General features: G+C 68.3%; 15 protein-coding genes. 13 read left to right on the top strand and 2 right to left on the bottom strand.

The window, feature by feature from the left end; translation table 11 throughout:
* Both C8P69_RS22365 and C8P69_RS22360 read right to left on the bottom strand, forming a co-directional pair.
* The coding region (locus C8P69_RS22365) for an aldehyde dehydrogenase family protein (RefSeq protein WP_146167426.1) at window positions 1-398 on the bottom strand (398 nt) is incomplete at its 3' end.
* Window positions 399-622: 224 nt separating this feature from the next.
* The gene (locus C8P69_RS22360) at window positions 623-1,717 is read right to left on the bottom strand and encodes a TRAP transporter substrate-binding protein (RefSeq protein WP_108179655.1); all 1,095 of its coding nucleotides are present in this window, start codon (window positions 1,715-1,717) and stop codon (window positions 623-625) included.
* A 236-nt stretch (window positions 1,718-1,953) separates the two neighbouring features.
* On the opposite strand from C8P69_RS22360, the gene C8P69_RS22355 reads away from it, so the two are divergent.
* The 13 genes from C8P69_RS22355 to C8P69_RS22295 form a co-directional block, all read left to right on the top strand.
* Entirely contained in the window at window positions 1,954-2,748 is a 795-nt protein-coding gene (locus tag C8P69_RS22355; RefSeq protein ID WP_108179654.1) for a helix-turn-helix domain-containing protein, read from the top strand.
* Window positions 2,749-2,816: 68 nt separating this feature from the next.
* A complete protein-coding gene (locus C8P69_RS22350) occupies window positions 2,817-3,980 on the top strand; it encodes an acyl-CoA dehydrogenase family protein (RefSeq protein WP_108179653.1) in 1,164 nt (387 codons plus the stop codon).
* Window positions 3,981-3,994: 14 nt separating this feature from the next.
* The gene (locus tag C8P69_RS22345) at window positions 3,995-4,645 is read left to right on the top strand and encodes a glutathione S-transferase family protein (protein ID WP_108179652.1); all 651 of its coding nucleotides are present in this window, start codon (window positions 3,995-3,997) and stop codon (window positions 4,643-4,645) included.
* Window positions 4,646-4,916: 271 nt separating this feature from the next.
* Window positions 4,917-6,539, top strand: coding sequence for an acyl-CoA carboxylase subunit beta (locus C8P69_RS22340; protein WP_108179651.1), 1,623 nt, complete (start codon window positions 4,917-4,919; stop codon window positions 6,537-6,539).
* Window positions 6,540-6,541: 2 nt separating this feature from the next.
* A complete protein-coding gene (locus C8P69_RS22335) occupies window positions 6,542-8,563 on the top strand; it encodes an acetyl/propionyl/methylcrotonyl-CoA carboxylase subunit alpha (protein ID WP_245902201.1) in 2,022 nt (673 codons plus the stop codon).
* Between the two features lie 11 nt (window positions 8,564-8,574).
* Window positions 8,575-9,339 carry an enoyl-CoA hydratase/isomerase family protein gene (locus C8P69_RS22330; RefSeq protein WP_108179650.1) on the top strand — a complete coding sequence of 255 codons (765 nt, stop codon included), beginning with the start codon at window positions 8,575-8,577 and terminating at the stop codon, window positions 9,337-9,339.
* A gap of 206 nt (window positions 9,340-9,545) precedes the next feature.
* Window positions 9,546-9,935: a DoxX family protein gene (locus tag C8P69_RS22325; protein ID WP_245902200.1), complete on the top strand. Its 390-nt coding sequence runs from the start codon at window positions 9,546-9,548 to the stop codon at window positions 9,933-9,935.
* A gap of 145 nt (window positions 9,936-10,080) precedes the next feature.
* Window positions 10,081-10,947, top strand: coding sequence for a beta-keto acid cleavage family enzyme (locus tag C8P69_RS22320; protein ID WP_108179648.1), 867 nt, complete (start codon window positions 10,081-10,083; stop codon window positions 10,945-10,947).
* A 95-nt stretch (window positions 10,948-11,042) separates the two neighbouring features.
* Entirely contained in the window at window positions 11,043-11,918 is an 876-nt protein-coding gene (locus C8P69_RS22315) for a branched-chain amino acid ABC transporter permease (RefSeq protein WP_108179647.1), read from the top strand.
* 4 nt (window positions 11,919-11,922) lie between these two features.
* Window positions 11,923-12,999 (top strand): branched-chain amino acid ABC transporter permease, encoded by a 1,077-nt coding sequence (locus C8P69_RS22310; protein WP_108179646.1) that lies wholly within the window; start codon window positions 11,923-11,925, stop codon window positions 12,997-12,999.
* Window positions 12,996-13,796 (top strand): ABC transporter ATP-binding protein, encoded by an 801-nt coding sequence (locus C8P69_RS22305; protein ID WP_108179645.1) that lies wholly within the window; start codon window positions 12,996-12,998, stop codon window positions 13,794-13,796. Before C8P69_RS22310 ends, C8P69_RS22305 begins: the two co-directional genes overlap by 4 nt.
* Window positions 13,793-14,566, top strand: coding sequence for an ABC transporter ATP-binding protein (locus C8P69_RS22300; protein ID WP_108179644.1), 774 nt, complete (start codon window positions 13,793-13,795; stop codon window positions 14,564-14,566). Before C8P69_RS22305 ends, C8P69_RS22300 begins: the two co-directional genes overlap by 4 nt.
* Window positions 14,567-14,863: 297 nt before the next feature.
* The coding region (locus C8P69_RS22295; protein WP_170118363.1) for an AMP-binding protein at window positions 14,864-15,732 on the top strand (869 nt) is incomplete at its 3' end.

The following is a 15,732-nucleotide window of genomic DNA, read 5'->3' as shown; positions in this document are numbered from 1 at the left end:
GCGATCAGCGTCGTGCCGCGCAGTTCCTCGAACTCGAAATGCTCCAGCGTCTCGATCATCTTGGCGAGATGGGCGGTGCCCATGCCGGCCTGGGCGGTGTGGGCGAGCTTCTTGGGCGCGCCCATCTCGCGCATCAGCGCCTCCGCCACCTCGGCGAAGCGCCTGTTGTAGACCTCGAGCAGCTTGCGCATGAGCGCGAGGCGCTCGGCCTTGGTGGTGAGCGAGAAGGTGGCAAAGGCCTTGCGGGCGGCCTTCACGGCGCGGTCGACATCGGCCTCCGTGCCCAGCGCGATGGTGGTGAAGGCTTCCTCGGTCGCCGGGTCGATGACCTCGAGCGTCTTGGTGCCCGAGGGCTCGACCCACGCGCCGTCGATGTAGAACTTGAGATTGTTGGACAAGGCTCGTCCTCCATGCTGCCGCCGCGGAGAGCCGGCCGGATGCCGGCGGACAGGGTTCGGCGGGGGCGCCACGCTGCCACCTTGGCGCGCCCGATCCAAGGCGTCAGCCCGCCCATTCCGGCAAGGCTCCTGCCCGCAAATCCTCCTGCCCCGCGAAAGCGGACAATAGGAAAAGGCCGCGCCCCCGGGGGGACGCGGCCTCTCGATGCGTCAGGCTGACGGGATCAGCGGCCGGCGCGGGCGCGGGCGCGGATCATGAAGGCGTCGAAGGTGAACTCGGCGACCTGCCACCAGAGATACTGGTCGGAGCGGGTGGCCTGCATCGCCTCGATGATCTTCTTGAAGTCGGCGTTCTTGGAGCCGATCTCGGTGTAGAGCTGGTTGGCGGCCGTGAAGCAGGCCTCCATCACCTCCTGCGAGAAGGGACGCAGTTGCGTGCCGGCAGCGACCAGGCGGCGCAGCGCGGCCGGGTTCTGCAGGTCGTACTTCGCGGCCATCACCGTGTTCGCCGTGGTGCAGGCATTGGTGAGCGCGGCCTGGTAGGACTTCGGCAGCGCGTTCCACTTCTCGACATTGATCATGGCGTGGACGGTCGGGCCGCCCTCCCACCAGCCGGGATAGTAGTAGAACGGCGCGACCTTGTTGAAGCCGAGCTTCTCGTCGTCATAGGGGCCGACCCACTCGGCGGCGTCGATGGTGCCCTTCTCCAGCGCCGGGTAGATGTCGCCGCCGGCGACCTGCTGCGGCACGACGCCGAGCTTGGCCAGCACCTGGCCGGTGATTCCGGCGATGCGCATCTTCAGGCCCTGCAGGTCGGCGACCGTCTTGATCTCCTTGCGGAACCAGCCGCCCATCTGCGCGCCGGTATTGCCGGCCGGGATGCCGTAGACGTTGAACTTCTTGTAGAACTCGTTGAACAGCTCATTGCCGCCGCCCTGGAACAGCCAGGCGTTCATCTGGCGGGCATTGAGGCCGAAGGGCACGGCCGTGCCGATGGCGAAGGTCGGGTCCTTGCCCACGTAGTAGTAGGAGCAGGTGTGGCACATCTCGACCGTGTTGTTGGACACGGCGTCGAGGGCCTGCAGGCCGGGGACGATCTCGCCGGCGGCGAAGACCTGGATCTGGAAGCGGTTGTCGGTGAGCTCGGCGACCTGCTTCGAGATCGTCTCGGCGCCGCCATAGATGGTGTCGAGCGACTTCGGGAAGGACGAGGTCAGGCGCCACTTCACCTCAGGCGCGGACTGGGCGACGGCCGGGGCGGCAACGGCGGCAGCGGCGAGGCCGGCACCGGAAGCGGCAAGGAAATTGCGGCGTTTCATGCGATTCCTCCAATGGAAACAGGGCGAATTCTCAGAGTTCGCGGGAGCGCGCCATAAGCAGAATGTCGGGGCAAGGGAGCAACGCCGTCTCTGCAAGGCTGCCGCGCAACAGCCTTTAGTCCAATAACGAGCCAACGACGTGAAATAGCCCCGTCGTCTGTGTCGTTCGGACCGCTGGCTTTCGGCCCCACCACGGCTATCATCGCCGGAAAACAACGATAATCCGGAGGAAATGCATGGGAAATCCGTCGCTCTGCGCGGAACGGTTCATGCTGGTCGGGCCAGAGCGCGTCTTCTACGCGGGCCTCCTCGGCCGGCCGAAGCAGCGTACCCTCGGCGCCTTCATCGCCTTCGCCAGCATGGAGGGGCGCCTGCGCATCCGGGCGGTGGGCGAGCCCGAGCGATCGGTCGAGGCGGCGATCATGCCGGCCTATGCCCAGCACAGCATCGATCCCGAACATCCCAGCGTCATCGGCGTGCTGGTCGAGCCCGAAAGCGTCGACCCCCAGGCCCTGGCGCGCCTCGCCGCCGAGCTTTCCGCCCTCGACGAGGCCGTCCTCGCCCGCCGCCTGCGCGAAGCCTATCACCGCCTCCGCGCAGACCCCGCCAAGCAGGCCATGGACGCGGCCGCCTTCGACACGGCCGTCTTCGGCGCGCCGCTCGCTCCGCGCCGGATGGACCCGCGCATCCGCCGCGTCCTGGCGCTCCTCGGCGACAATCCCGGCGAGCCGCTGACGGCGGCCGATTGCGCGGCGCTGGCGAACCTCTCGGTCTCGCGCTTCCTGCATCTCTTCAAGCAGGAGACCGGCATTGCCTTCCGCGCCTGCCGGGCCTGGAAGCGGGCGCGCCACCTGCTCAACTTCGCCAACGAGACCATCAACATGGCGCATCTGGCGCTGGATATCGGCTACCCCGATTCCACCCATTTCTCCCATTCCATTCGCCGCTTCTACGGCCTGAAGCCCCGCGCCATCTTCTCCGGTTCGCGCGAGCTCGAGATCTTCCGGTCGGGTGCTGCGGCGCGGGCGTGACCAGTCCACGCAAGCCTCGGTCGCCCAAAGCCTCCTAGCCTGCCGCCCACCATCCCGAGGAGCGAGCCATGCTGTTCACGTCCGAGCACGAGGAGGTCCGGCGCAGCCTCCAGAAGGTCATCGCCGCCGAGATCAACCCCCATGTCGATGCCTGGGAGGCGGAGGGCCGCTTTCCCGCCCATGATGTCTTCAAGAAGCTCGGCGCGCTCGGCTTCCTCGGCCTCAACAAGCCGGTCGAATATGGCGGCATGGGCCTCGACTATTCCTATGCCCTGCTCATGGCCGAGGAGGTCGGCGGCATCCGCTGTGGCGCGGTGCCCATGGCGATCGGCGTGCAGACCGACATGGCGACGCCGGCGCTCGCCCGCTTCGGCTCCGACCATGTGAAACGCCAGTTCCTCGCCCCCGCCGTCTCCGGCGACCAGGTCGCCTGCATCGGCGTCTCCGAACCGGGCGCCGGCTCCGACGTCGCCTCGATCAAGACCACCGCCCGCTCCGATGGCGACGACTACGTCATCACCGGCGGCAAGATGTGGATCACCAATGGCGCGCAGGCCGACTGGATCTGCCTCCTCGCCAATACCGGCGACGGCCCGGCCCATCGCAACAAGTCGTTGATCTGCGTGCCGATGAGCGAGAAGGGCGTCACCGTCGCCCGCACCCTCGACAAGCTCGGCATGCGCTCCTCCGACACCGCGCAGATCTTCTTCGACGAGGTGCGCGTGCCCAAGCGCAACCGCATCGGCGAGGAGGGCAAAGGCTTCACCTACCAGATGATGCAGTTCCAGGAGGAGCGGCTCTGGGGCGCGGCCGCCTGCCTGAAACCCGCCGAATGGATCATCGACCAGACCATCGAATACACGCGAGGCCGGCAGGCCTTCGGCAAGTCCATCCTCGACAACCAGGTGGTCCATTTCCGCCTCGCCGAGCTGAAGACCGAGGTCGAGCTCCTGCGCTCGCTCATCTACCGCGCAGCCGAGCAGATGATGGCCGGCGAGGACATGACGACGCTCGCCTCCATGGCCAAGCTCAAGGCCGGCCGCCTGGGGCGCGAGGTCTCGGATGCCTGCATGCAGTACTGGGGCGGCATGGGCTACATGACCGAGACGCCCGTCACCCGCTACTACCGCGACTCCCGGCTCACCTCGATCGCCGGTGGCGCCGACGAGGTCATGCTCTCTATCATCGCCAAGGCCATGGGCACGCTGCCCGGCATGACCAACCGCTCGTGAGTGCGCATCCGACCATGATCACGCTCTATCACTGCCTCTCCGCCCGTTCCTTCCGGCCGCTCTGGGCGCTGGAGGAAATGGGCCTGCCCTATGAGCTGAAGGTGCTGCCCTTCCCGCCGCGCGCCTTCGCCAAGGAGTATTTCGACGTCAACGTGCTGGGCACCGTGCCCTTCCTGATCGACGGCGACACGCGAATGAGCGAATCCGCCGCCATCTGCGAGTATCTCGCCGTGCGGCACGGGCCCTCGCCCCTGGCGGTCAGGCCCGACGAGGCCGATTACGGGCTCTGGCTCAACTGGCTGCACCAGAGCGACGCGACCCTGACCTTCCCGCAGGCGCTGGTGCTGCGCTATGGCCGGTTCGAGCCGGCCGAGCGCCGCCAGCCGCAGGTGGTCGAGGACTATGCCAAGTGGTTCCACGGCCGCCTGCGCATGCTCGATGCGCACCTCCTGAACCACGAATGGCTGGCTGCCGGCCGCTTCACCATGGCGGATGTCGCGGTGGGCTATGCGCTGATGCTGTCTGAATCGACGGGGCTGGCGAAGGACCTCCAGCCGCAGACCGCGGCCTACTGGGCGCGGCTGAAAGGACGCGACGGTTTCCGCCGGGCGCTCGCCGCGCAGGACAAGGCCGCGGCCGAGCAGGGTGTGAAAGCGGCGATCTGAGGGATGGCCGGCCTGCTGCTCCTCATGGCCCCTCACCCTTCCCTCTCCCCGCCCGCGGGGAGAGGGGGCAACAGCGTGTCGTCTCTCCGGTACCGGTCCTGCCTGGCACAAGGGGACCAGGAGGAGGCGTGACGTCGAAGTCCCCCTCTCCCCGCCTGCGGGGAGAGGGAAGGGTGAGGGGCATTGACCCGCCGTCACCAGCCACTCCGCGCAAGACCTCATCGCGCCCGTCACGGCCCAATGCCTCCACGACAGGAGGACCCGCCGCGCCATGGCCGTGATCGAGAGCCGCATCGCCCCCTCAAGCGAGGCCTTCGCCGCCAACCGTGCGGCCATGCTCGCGCTCATCGACCGCCAGCAGACGCTGGAGGAGCGGGCGCGCCGCGCCTCGGCCGCTGCCGGCCCGCGTTTCCACGAGCGCGGCCAGCTCCTGCCGCGCGAGCGCATCGCCCTGCTGCTCGACCCCGGCGCGCCTTTCCTCGAACTGTCGACGCTCTCGGGCTACCTCATGGACCAGCCGGACCCCGAGAAGAGCGTGCCCGGCTCGGGCGTCATCGCCGGCATCGGCTTCGTCTCCGGCGTACGCTGCATGATCTCGGCCTCGGATTCGGGCATCGATGCCGGCGCGCTCCAGCCGATGGGGCTGGAGAAACAGCTCCGCGTCCAGGAGATGGCGCTGGAGAACCGCCTGCCCTTTATCCAGCTGGTCGAGAGCGCCGGCGCCAACCTGCTCCGCTACCGCGTCGAGCACTTCATCCATGGCGGCCAGATCTTCCGCAACCTCGCCCGCCTGTCCGCAGCCGGCCTGCCGGTCATCACCGTCACCCACGGCTCCTCGACCGCCGGCGGTGCCTACCAGACGGGCCTCTCCGACTACATCGTCATGGTGCGCGGCCGCACCCGCGCCTTCCTCGCAGGGCCGCCGCTGCTGAAGGCGGCCACCGGCGAGATCGCCACCGAGGAGGAACTCGGCGGCGCCGAGATGCACACGGCCATTTCCGGTCTCGGCGACTACATGGCCGAGGATGACCGCGACGCGCTGCGGATCGCCCGGGAGATCGTGGCGGCACTCGGCTGGAACGAGCGGATGCCGGCGCCCGTCGAGCGCCCCTTCGCCACGCCGCTCTTCGATGCCGAGGAGCTGCTTGGCATCATGCCGGCAGACCTCAAGCGCCCCGTAGACATGCGCGAGGTCATTGCCCGCATCGTCGACGGTTCGGTCTTCCTGCCCTTCGGCGAGGCCTATGGTCCGGCCACCGTCTGCGGCCATGCGACGATCGAGGGCCATGCCGTCGGCATCATCACCAACAACGGCCCGCTCGATCCGGCCGGCGCCAACAAGGCCACGCATTTCATCCAGGCCTGCTGCCAGTCGGCGACGCCGATCCTCTACCTCAACAACACCACCGGCTTCATGGTCGGCCGCGCCTATGAGGAGGCCGGCATGATCAAGCACGGCTCCAAGATGATCCAGGCGGTGACCAATGCCACCGTGCCGCAGATCACCCTCTATTGCGGCGCCTCCTATGGCGCCGGCAATTACGGCATGTGCGGCCGCGGCTTCCACCCGCGCTTCTGCTTCTCCTGGCCGAATGCCCGCACCGCCGTGATGGGCGCCGAACAGGCCGCAGAGACCATGGCCATCGTCGCCCGCGCCGGCGCGGCCCGCCGCGGCAAGGAGGCAGACGAGGCGCAGATCGGCGCGATGAAGGCGCAGATCACCCAGCTCTTCGAGAGCCAGATGGACGTCTTCACCACCTCGGCGCGGCTTCTCGACGACGGCGTGATCGACCCGCGCGACACTCGCGCCGTCCTTGCCGAGGCGCTGGCCACCTGCCGCGAGGCGGCGGCGCGCGCGCCGGTGCCCATGCAGTTTTCGGTGGCGAGGCCCTGACCATGACCGTCATCCCGCTCAAGCCCCCGCCGGTGGTCGCCACTCCGTTCCGCCGGCTGCTCGTCGCCAATCGCGGCGAGATCGCCCTGCGCATCTTCGCCACCGCCCGGGAGATGGGGCTCGAGACCGTCGCGGTCTATTCGAGCGCCGATGCGCGGAGCCGGCATGTCCATGCCGCCGACCGCTCCGTGGCCATCGGCGGGCCGCTGCCGGCCGAGTCCTATCTCAACATCCCCGCCATCATCGCGGCGGCGAAGGCGAGCGGGGCGGAGGCCATCCATCCCGGCTACGGGTTCCTCGCCGAGAACGCCGCTTTCGCCCGCGCCTGCCGCGAGGCCGGCATCGTCTTCGTCGGCCCCTCGCCGGACTCCATCGAGGCCATGGGCGACAAGGCCCGGGCGAAAGCCCTGATGCAGGCGGCGGGCGTGCCCGTCGTGCCGGGCTACCAGGGGGACGACCAGTCCGACGAGCGCCTCGCGGCCGAAGCCGAGGCCATCGGCTATCCCGTCATGATCAAGGCGGTGGCGGGCGGCGGCGGCCGCGGCATGCGCCTCGTGCGCGAGGCCGCCCAGTTCGCCGAGGCGCTGCGCAGCGCCCGTTCGGAAGCGACGAATGCCTTCGGCAACGGGACCGTGCTGCTGGAGAAGGCGATCGAGGCGCCCCGCCACATCGAGATCCAGGTCTTCGGTGACCGCCATGGCAATGCCTGGCACGTCGGCGAGCGCGACTGCTCCATCCAGCGCCGCCATCAGAAGCTGATCGAGGAGGCCCCGTCGCCGGCCGTCTCGCCTGACCTGCGCCACCGGATGGGCGAGGTTGCCGTCAAGGCGGTGAAGGCGCTCGGCTACGAGGGCGCTGGCACGCTGGAATTCCTGCTCGATGGCCGCGGCCAGTTCTACTTCATGGAGATGAACACCCGCCTGCAGGTGGAACATCGCGTCAGCGAACTGAATGTCGGGCGGGATTTCGTTCGGTGGCAGCTCATGATCGCCGCGGGCGAGGCGATCGCGCCGCATGATGCGCTGGCGCGGTCCTTCGGCCACACGATCGAGCTGCGCCTCTGCGCCGAGGACCCGGCGCAGGACTTCCTGCCGCAGTCCGGCCGCTTCCTCACCTGGCCGGAAGGCATCGAACCCTACGCGCGGGTCGATACCGCGATGGCCGTGGGAGCGGAAGTGCCGCCCTACTACGATTCCATGGTCGCCAAGGTGATCGTGCACGAGAACAGCCGAGACGAGGCGCGCGCCAAGCTCATGGCCTGGCTGGACCGCTTCGCGAGCCTTGGCGTCATGACCAACCAGGGTTTCCTCGCGCGGGCCCTCGCCCATCCCGTCTTTGCCGAAGGGCGGGCGACCACCGCCTTCATCGCCGACCATGCGACCGACCTCGCGCGCCCCGTGCCGCAAGGCCTTCCCGACGCCGTTCTCGCGGCGGCGGTCCTGCATGATGACGAGACGCCCGAGGGCTACCGCTACCGGCCCCGTCATCTCGGGCCACCTTTGCCCATCCGGATGGTCCTGGAGATCGACGGCCGCCGCCACGCCGTCGCCGTCCAGCAGGAGCGCGACGGCACCTGCCGGCTCAGCCATGGCGGGACCGACTACGTCATTCGCTTTGACGAGATGCGGCCGGATTATCGCAAGGAAGCGGTCCGGTGCCGGTTCATCCACGACGGCATCGCCGACGAGGTCCCCTATCAGCGAGACGGTGATCGCCTCTTCCTCCAGCGCGGCCCCGACCAGGTTATCGTCCGCGACCTCACCCGTGCTCCCGCCAGCCGCAGCGGCGCGGATGGTTCGGATGGTCGCGTCCTTGCCGCCATGAACGGGCGCGTTGTCGCCGTCCATGTCGCGGCTGGCGAGACGGTGACGGCGGGCCAGCCCGTCGTGACGCTGGAGGCGATGAAGATGGAGCATGTCCACACGGCCGGTGCCGCGGGCACCGTCGCCGAGCTCGGCGCCGCAGTCGGCGAGCAGGTCACGACCGGCCGGCTTCTCGCCGCCATCATGCCCACGGCATCCTGAGGGAGCGACCCATGTCCGACGTTCTGATCGCGACGGAAGGCCCCGTCCTCACCATCACCATCAACCGCCCCGACAAGCGCAACGCCATGAACCGCGACGTGGTGGCCGGCATTGCCGCGGGATGGCGGCAGGCGCATGAGGACCCGGCGGTGCGGGTCATCGTGCTCACCGGCGCGGGCGACAAGGCCTTCTGCGCAGGCGCCGATCTCGGCGGCGGCCAGAGCTTCTTCCAGGACCTGTCGAAGCCCACCAGCGACTATGCCGACCTCCTGCGCCTCGTGCAGAACGGCACCAAGCCCTCCATCGCGCGCGTGAACGGCACCTGCATGGCCGGCGGCATGGGGCTCCTGTGCATGACCGACATGGCGGTGGCGGCGGATGACGTGGTCTTCGGCCTGCCGGAGGTGAAGGTCGGCGTCTTCCCCATGCAGGTGCTGAGCCTGCTCCAGCGTATCGTGCCGCGCCGGATCGTGGCGGAATGGTGCCTCACCGGCGAGCCCTTCACGCCGCAGGAGGCGCGTACCGCCGGCCTCCTCAACCACGTCGTGCCGCGGGGCGAACTCGACGCCAAGGTCGCCTGGCTTGCCGGCCGGCTCGTCGACAAGTCGCCCATGGCGATCCGCCGCGGCAAATATGCCATGCGCGCCATCGAGGCGATGAGCTTCGACGAGGCCATCGCCTTCACCGAAGGGCAGATCGCGCTGACCGCCCAGACCGAGGATGCGCGCGAGGGCATCGCCGCCTTCGCCGAGAAGCGCAAGCCGGTCTGGCGCTGACCTCTCGTTGCGAAAACGCGTGGACTGACAGGCATTTGCGCAAGCACGGCGATTGACCTCGCTCAATCCGCCGCATCGCGGGAAGGAGCATGATCCGCCTCGCTCTCCCGCCGCAATGGAGCGGCGGCGGAGATGACCGAGGCAGTCCCATGTCCGATTTCACTCACAAGTCCGATTTCTCTGCGAATTTTGACGTCAGGCGTCCGATGGATGCCGTCCGTGTTCTCTGCGGCCTGTTCTACGTGCCCCACGTCATCGGCAAGATCACCGGTTATGCCGGCACCGTCGCCTTCTTCGCCAAGGCGGGCTTCCAGCCGCCGGCCTTCTTCGTCCTCCTCGCCATGGTGATGGAGGCTGCCTGCGCCGTCGGCCTCATCCTCGGCATCGGCACCAAATATCTCGGCGTCGTCTCGGCCGGCCTCATGGCCGTTGCCGCCTATGCCATCGTCGCAACGCGCGGCCTCGGCTGGTTCTGGGCCGGCGGCGGCATCGAGTACCTCGTCTTCTGGGGCGTCATGTCCCTCGCCGTCGCGGCGGATGCCTGGCAGCGCGAACCCGGCCTCTTCGGCTTCTTCGCCCGCCCCGCCCACGCCTGACCCGTCGCCAGGGGACGCTGGAGCCGCCGCCGACAAGCGGCGGCTTCCGCGTGTCGCCTAGCCGCTCAACGCAAGACGGGGCGTGTCGCGGACCGGAACATGGGCGTCGACCTTCCCGAAGGCGGCGGACCATGGGCCCCCATTCATGAGCGACAAGGCCATCATCACCTGCGCCCTCAACGGCGTGCTGACCGATCCGCGCCAGCACGCGGTGCCGGTGACCCCGGCGGAGATGGCGGCCGAGGCGAGGCGCGCCTATGAGGCCGGCGCGTCGGTGATGCACATCCACCTGCGCAACCAGGGCGAGGGCAAGGGTCACCTGCCGTCCTGGGACACGACGCTCTCCGCGGAAGTCCAGGCGGCCATCCGCGAGGCCTGCCCGGGCGTCGTCATCAACCACACCTCCGGCGTCGTCGGGCCTGATTATGCCGGCGCGCTCGCCTGCATCCGCGAGACGCGGCCGGAAATCGCCGCCTGCAATGCCGGCTCGCTGAACTACCTGAAGGTCAAGGCGGACGGCACCTGGGCCTGGCCGCCCATGCTCTTCGACAACCCGGTCGAGAAGGTGAAGGCCTATCTCGACGTCATGGCCGGCACCGGCACGCTGCCCGAATTCGAGTGCTTCGACACCGGCATCGTCCGTTGCGTCGCCATGTACCGCGACACCGGCCTGACCAAGGGCCCGCTCCAGTACAACTTCGTCATGGGCGTCGAATCCGGCATGCCCGCCGACCCCGACCTCCTGCCGATCCTCCTGAAGCTCAAGGCGGCCGAGGCCAACTGGCAGGTCACCGCCATCGGCCGCGCCGGCATCTGGGCGCTGCACCGGCGCTGCGCCGAGCTCGGCGGCCATCTGCGCACCGGGCTCGAGGACACGTTCTACCGCGAGGACGGGGCGAAGGTGATGTCCAACGGCCCGCTCATCGAGGCCATGGCGGCGATCGTCCGCGAGACCGGCCGGCAGGTTGCCAGTCCCGCCGAGGCCCGCGCCATCCTGAGGCTTGCAGCCTGAGCCGATTGCGGCGAGGCTGCGATATCGACGTGCATGCGAGCCGGAAAACCGGCCGGAACAATCTTGAGGGAAACGCCTGACGGGGGAGAGGCTCGTTGCAATTCGTCCAGCTGGTGATCAGCGGCCTGGCGCAGGGGTGCATCTATGGCCTCATCGCCCTGGGCTTCGTGCTGATCTACAAGGCCACCGAGACGGTGAACTTCGCCCAGGGCGAGCTCCTGATGATCGGCGGCTTCGCCGGTCTCTTTGCCGCCACCACGCTCGGCTTTCCCTATTGGGCGGTGATCCTGGTCGCCATGGCGGTCACCGCCACCATCGGCTTCCTCAACGAGCGGATCATCCTCCGGCCCATCCTCGGCCAGTCGGCGGTCGCCATCGTCATGGTGACCATCGGCTTCGGCTACATGGCCCGCGGCCTCGTCACCATGATCCCGGTGATCGGCACCGACACCCACACCCTCCCCGTTCCCTTCCGCGGTGAGGTCTTCCGCTTCGCCGGCCTCGTCATCTCCGCCGAGCACATCGTCATCATCGCCGTGACCATCCTGCTCTGCGGCGCGCTGGCGGCGCTCTTCCGCTACACCAAGATCGGCATCGCCATGCAGGCCATGAGCCAGAACCAGCTGGCGGCCTATTACATGGGCATCCCGGTGAAGCGGCTCTCCAGCCTCATCTGGGCCATCTCGGCGGCGGTGGCGGCCATTGCCGGCATCCTGCTGGCGCCGCTTACCTTCATCCATGCCAACATGGGCTTCATCGGCATCAAGGCCTTCCCGGCTGCGGTGATCGGCGGCTTCACCTCGCTGCCCGGCGCCATTGTCGGTGGCCTCATCATCGGCGTCGTGGAGTCGCTTGCCGGCTTCTACCTGATGGAGGGTTTCAAGGACGCCGCGCCCTTCATGGTCGTCCTCGCCATGCTCGTGCTCAAGCCGAACGGCCTGTTCGGCGAACGCCTCGCCAAGAAGGTCTGAGGCCATGCGGTTCATCTTCAAGACCCGCTACGAGCAGGACATCGAGCTGTTCCAGCACGGCGGCAAGGTCTTCTGGTACGGCCTGCTGATGGCGGTGCTGCTCATCGCCCCGGTCTTCGCCTCGCCCTACGTGCTGACCCAGCTCTCGCAGGTCTGCATCTACGCCATCGTCGCCGTCGGCCTCATGCTGCTCGCCGGCTTCACCGGCCAGCTCTCCCTCGGCCATGCCGCCTTCATGGCGGTCGGCGCCTATACCCAGGGCGTGCTGGTGACGGCGGGGGTGCCCTTCTTCGTCGGCATCGTCGCAGCCGCCCTGTTCGCCGCCGCCGTCGGCGTCATCGTCGGCCTGCCGGCGCTCAGGGTGAAGGGGCTCTATCTCGGCATTGCGACGCTCGCCTTCGGCACGATCATCGAGGAGATCATCGCCCGTGCCGAGCACGTCACGGGCGGCAATGCCGGCCTCATGGTGCCGCCGGTGAACCTCTTCGGCTGGCGCTTCGCCGATGGCCCGAGCTTCTACTATCTCTGCCTCGCCTTCGCCGTGGCGGCGACGCTCATCGTCATCAACATCCTGCGCTCGCCCACGGGCCGCGCCTTCGTCGCCATCCGCGATTCCGAGATCTCGGCCCAGTCGATGGGCGTCAACCTCGCCTTCTACAAGACGCTGTCCTTCGCCATCTCGGCCGCCTTCGCCGGCGTCGCGGGCGGGCTCTACGCCCACAACATCCGCTTCCTCTCGCCGGACCAGTTCACCGTCGTGCAGTCCATCGAACTCGTGATGATGGTGGTGATCGGCGGCCTCGGCTCGGTCCACGGCGCGATCTATGGGGCCGCCTTCCTCATCGCCCTGCCGCAGATGATCAATGCGGTGAAGCCCTTCCTGCCCCTGTTCCTGTCCGAGGCGACGGGCCTTCAGCCCACCGTCTTCGGCGCGGTGCTGATCCTTGTCGTGCTCTTCGAGCCGCTCGGCATCTACGGCGCCTGGCTCAAGACCCGCACCTATTTCGACCTCTTCCCCTTCTACCGGCAGGGCATGTTCCGCCGGCAGAAGGCCTTCCAGAAATCGGACCGGCTGAAATGAGCGCCCCCTTCTTCCAGGCCGAGGGCATCTCCGTGCAGTTCGGCGGCCTCAAGGCCGTCGACGGCGTGTCCTTCACCGTCGACAAGGGCGAGGTCTTCACCATCATCGGCCCCAATGGCGCGGGCAAGACCACCGTCTTCAACATCATCAGCCGCATCTACAATCCCAGCGCCGGGCGGATCATGCTGGAGGGCCAGGAGGTCACGAAGCTCCCCGCCCATCGCATCGCCGGCCTCGGCATTGCCCGCACCTTCCAGAACATCGAGCTTTTCGAGCACGCGACCGTGCTGCAGAACCTGCTCATCGGCGCCCATGTCCACCGCACAACGAACCCGCTGGCCGAGGCGCTCTTCCTGCCATCGGTGAAGCGCGCGGAGGTGGCCTTGCGCGAGCGGGTGGAGGAGGTGATCGACCTCCTCGACCTCGCCGTCCATCGCGACGCGATGGTGGCGGGCCTGCCCTATGGCGCCCGCAAGGTGGTCGAGCTCGGCCGGGCGCTCTGCACCCGCCCCAAGCTCCTCCTCCTCGATGAACCCTCCTCCGGCCTCAATGTCGAGGAGACCGAGGACATGGCCTTCTGGATCGAGGACATCACCCGCGATCTCGGCATCACCGTCATCATGGTCGAGCACGACATGACGCTGGTCTCGCGCGTCTCCGACCGGGTGATGGCCATGAACCAGGGCCGGGTGCTGGCCATGGGCAAGCCGGCCGAGGTGCAGCGCCATCCCGCCGTGGTGGAAGCCTATATCGGCACGCCGGCCGCGGTCGCCGAACTGGAAAGGGCGGCGTCGTGACCGAGCCCATCCTCACCCTCGCCAATGTCGAAGCCGCCTATGGGGCGGTGAAGGCCATCCGCGGCGTCTCGCTGGCCGTGCCCAAGGGCTCCATCGTCACCGTGCTCGGCGCCAATGGCGCGGGCAAGAGCACCATCCTCAAGACCATCTCCGGCATCCTCGATCCGCAGAAGGGCTCGATCATCTTCAAGGGCGAGAATATCGAGCGCCGCGATCCCGCCGACATCGTCCGCCGCGGCCTCAGCCACGCGCCCGAGGGCCGCGAGGTCTTCCCGCTCCTGTCGGTGCGCAACAACCTGCTCATGGGCGCCTATACCCGCTCCGACAAGGACGAGGTCGCCCGCGACATCGAGCGGATGGAGCGCTACTTCCCGATCCTGAAGGAGCGCGCCGACCAGGATGCGGGCCTGCTCTCCGGCGGCCAGCAGCAGATGCTCTCCATCTCGCGGGCGCTGATGTCGCGCCCCGATCTCCTGCTCCTCGACGAGCCCTCGCTCGGCCTGTCGCCGAAGCTGACCCAGGAGATCTTCGCCATCGTCCGGCGCATCAACCGCGAGGAGGGCGTCACCATCCTCCTCGTCGAGCAGAACGCCGCCCTGGCGCTCGCCACCGCCGATTACGGCTACATCCTCGAGCTCGGCCGCATCGTCATGGAGGACCGCGCCGACGTCCTGTCGCAGAAGGACGACGTGAAGGAATTCTACCTCGGCCAGAAGGAGGCGGGGGTCCGCGGCGAGCGCCGCTGGAAGAAGAAGAAGATGTGGCGGTGATGGCGATGGTCGGACAAGCCGTGACCTCATTCTTGCCCCTCACCGGTTGTGTCTCCAGAGGGCCCCTCACCTGTCCTGTCTCCAGAGGGCCCCTCACCCTTCCCTCTCCCCGCAGGCGGGGAGAGGGGGCAACTGCGTCGCGGTTTGGCTCACGAGGGTTCCGCCCGGCAGGGCGGCTTCGGACTGCGCGCTCCGTCGAAGTCCCCCTCTCCCCGCCTGCGGGGAGAGGGAAGGGTGAGGGGCCGTCACTCCCACGACGCCATGCGACCCGCCGATCCACCACCCCGGGAGGCCGCCATGTTTGACATCTGGCCGAACCAGGCCATCCGCCCCGCCGCCATTCCCGCCGGCGACACGGTCGCCAAGGTCTTCGATGCCGCCGTCCGCCAGCGGGGCGCCAAGGTCGCCGTGCGGCAGAAGGACTTCGGCCTGTGGAAGGAGACCTCCTGGACCGGCATGGGCGATGCCGTGCGCGAGATCGGCATGGGCCTCGTCGCCCTCGGCCTCCAGCCCGGCGAGGTCGTGTCGATCCTCGCCAACACCCGGCAGGAATGGTCCTTTGCCGACTATGCGATCATCTGCGCCGGCGGCGTGTCGAACGGCATCTACCCGACGGATGCTCCGCCGCAGTGCGAGTACCTGCTGACCGACTCGGCCTCCGTCTTCTGCGTGGTGGAGGACGAGGAGCAGCTCGACAAGATCCTCGCCGTCCGCGACTCGGTACCCTCGCTCCGCAAGATCATCGTCATGGAGACCGAGGGCCTGCGCCATTTCTCCGACCCGCAGGTGATGACGCTCGACGCGCTGCGCCGCCTCGGCGCCGAGGCCCATGCCGCCGATACGGGCGAATGGGAGCGGCGCCTCGCCTGCCGCGGCCCCGAGGACCTCGCCATCCTCGTCTACACCTCCGGCACGACCGGCAAGCCCAAGGGCGCGATGATCACCCATCGCAACATCCTCGCGGCCATCTCGGTCATCTCCAACGAATCCATCCGCCAGAACGAGGACGACCAGCGCATGGCCTTCCTGCCTCTCTGCCACGTGGCGGAGCGCGTCGGCGGCCAGTTCCTCGCGCTCTATTCCGGCGCGACGCTGAATTTCGTCGAGAACCCCGAGACCGTGCCGGACAATGTCCGCGAGATAGCGCCGACCATCTTCTTCGCCGT

The sequence above is a fragment of the Phreatobacter oligotrophus genome (genome assembly GCF_003046185.1).
GTDB classification, from domain to species: domain Bacteria; phylum Pseudomonadota; class Alphaproteobacteria; order Rhizobiales; family Phreatobacteraceae; genus Phreatobacter; species Phreatobacter oligotrophus.
The sequence above is the reverse complement of the archived record's forward strand: the minus strand, read 5'-3'. Positions and strand labels throughout refer to the sequence as shown.

Excerpts from the sequence above, each read along its gene's own strand:
- C8P69_RS22325 (WP_245902200.1), top strand. The coding sequence starts at position 9,546 with ATGGATGCCGTCCGTGTTCTCTGCGGCCTGTTCTACGTGCCCCACGTC.
- C8P69_RS22335 (WP_245902201.1), top strand. The coding sequence starts at position 6,542 with ATGACCGTCATCCCGCTCAAGCCCCCGCCGGTGGTCGCCACTCCGTTC.
- C8P69_RS22340 (WP_108179651.1), top strand. The coding sequence starts at position 4,917 with ATGGCCGTGATCGAGAGCCGCATCGCCCCCTCAAGCGAGGCCTTCGCC.
- C8P69_RS22320 (WP_108179648.1), top strand. The coding sequence starts at position 10,081 with ATGAGCGACAAGGCCATCATCACCTGCGCCCTCAACGGCGTGCTGACC.
- C8P69_RS22355 (WP_108179654.1), top strand. The coding sequence starts at position 1,954 with ATGGGAAATCCGTCGCTCTGCGCGGAACGGTTCATGCTGGTCGGGCCA.
- C8P69_RS22360 (WP_108179655.1), bottom strand. The coding sequence starts at position 1,717 with ATGAAACGCCGCAATTTCCTTGCCGCTTCCGGTGCCGGCCTCGCCGCT.
- C8P69_RS22350 (WP_108179653.1), top strand. The coding sequence starts at position 2,817 with ATGCTGTTCACGTCCGAGCACGAGGAGGTCCGGCGCAGCCTCCAGAAG.
- C8P69_RS22345 (WP_108179652.1), top strand. The coding sequence starts at position 3,995 with ATGATCACGCTCTATCACTGCCTCTCCGCCCGTTCCTTCCGGCCGCTC.
- C8P69_RS22305 (WP_108179645.1), top strand. The coding sequence starts at position 12,996 with ATGAGCGCCCCCTTCTTCCAGGCCGAGGGCATCTCCGTGCAGTTCGGC.
- C8P69_RS22330 (WP_108179650.1), top strand. The coding sequence starts at position 8,575 with ATGTCCGACGTTCTGATCGCGACGGAAGGCCCCGTCCTCACCATCACC.
- C8P69_RS22310 (WP_108179646.1), top strand. The coding sequence starts at position 11,923 with ATGCGGTTCATCTTCAAGACCCGCTACGAGCAGGACATCGAGCTGTTC.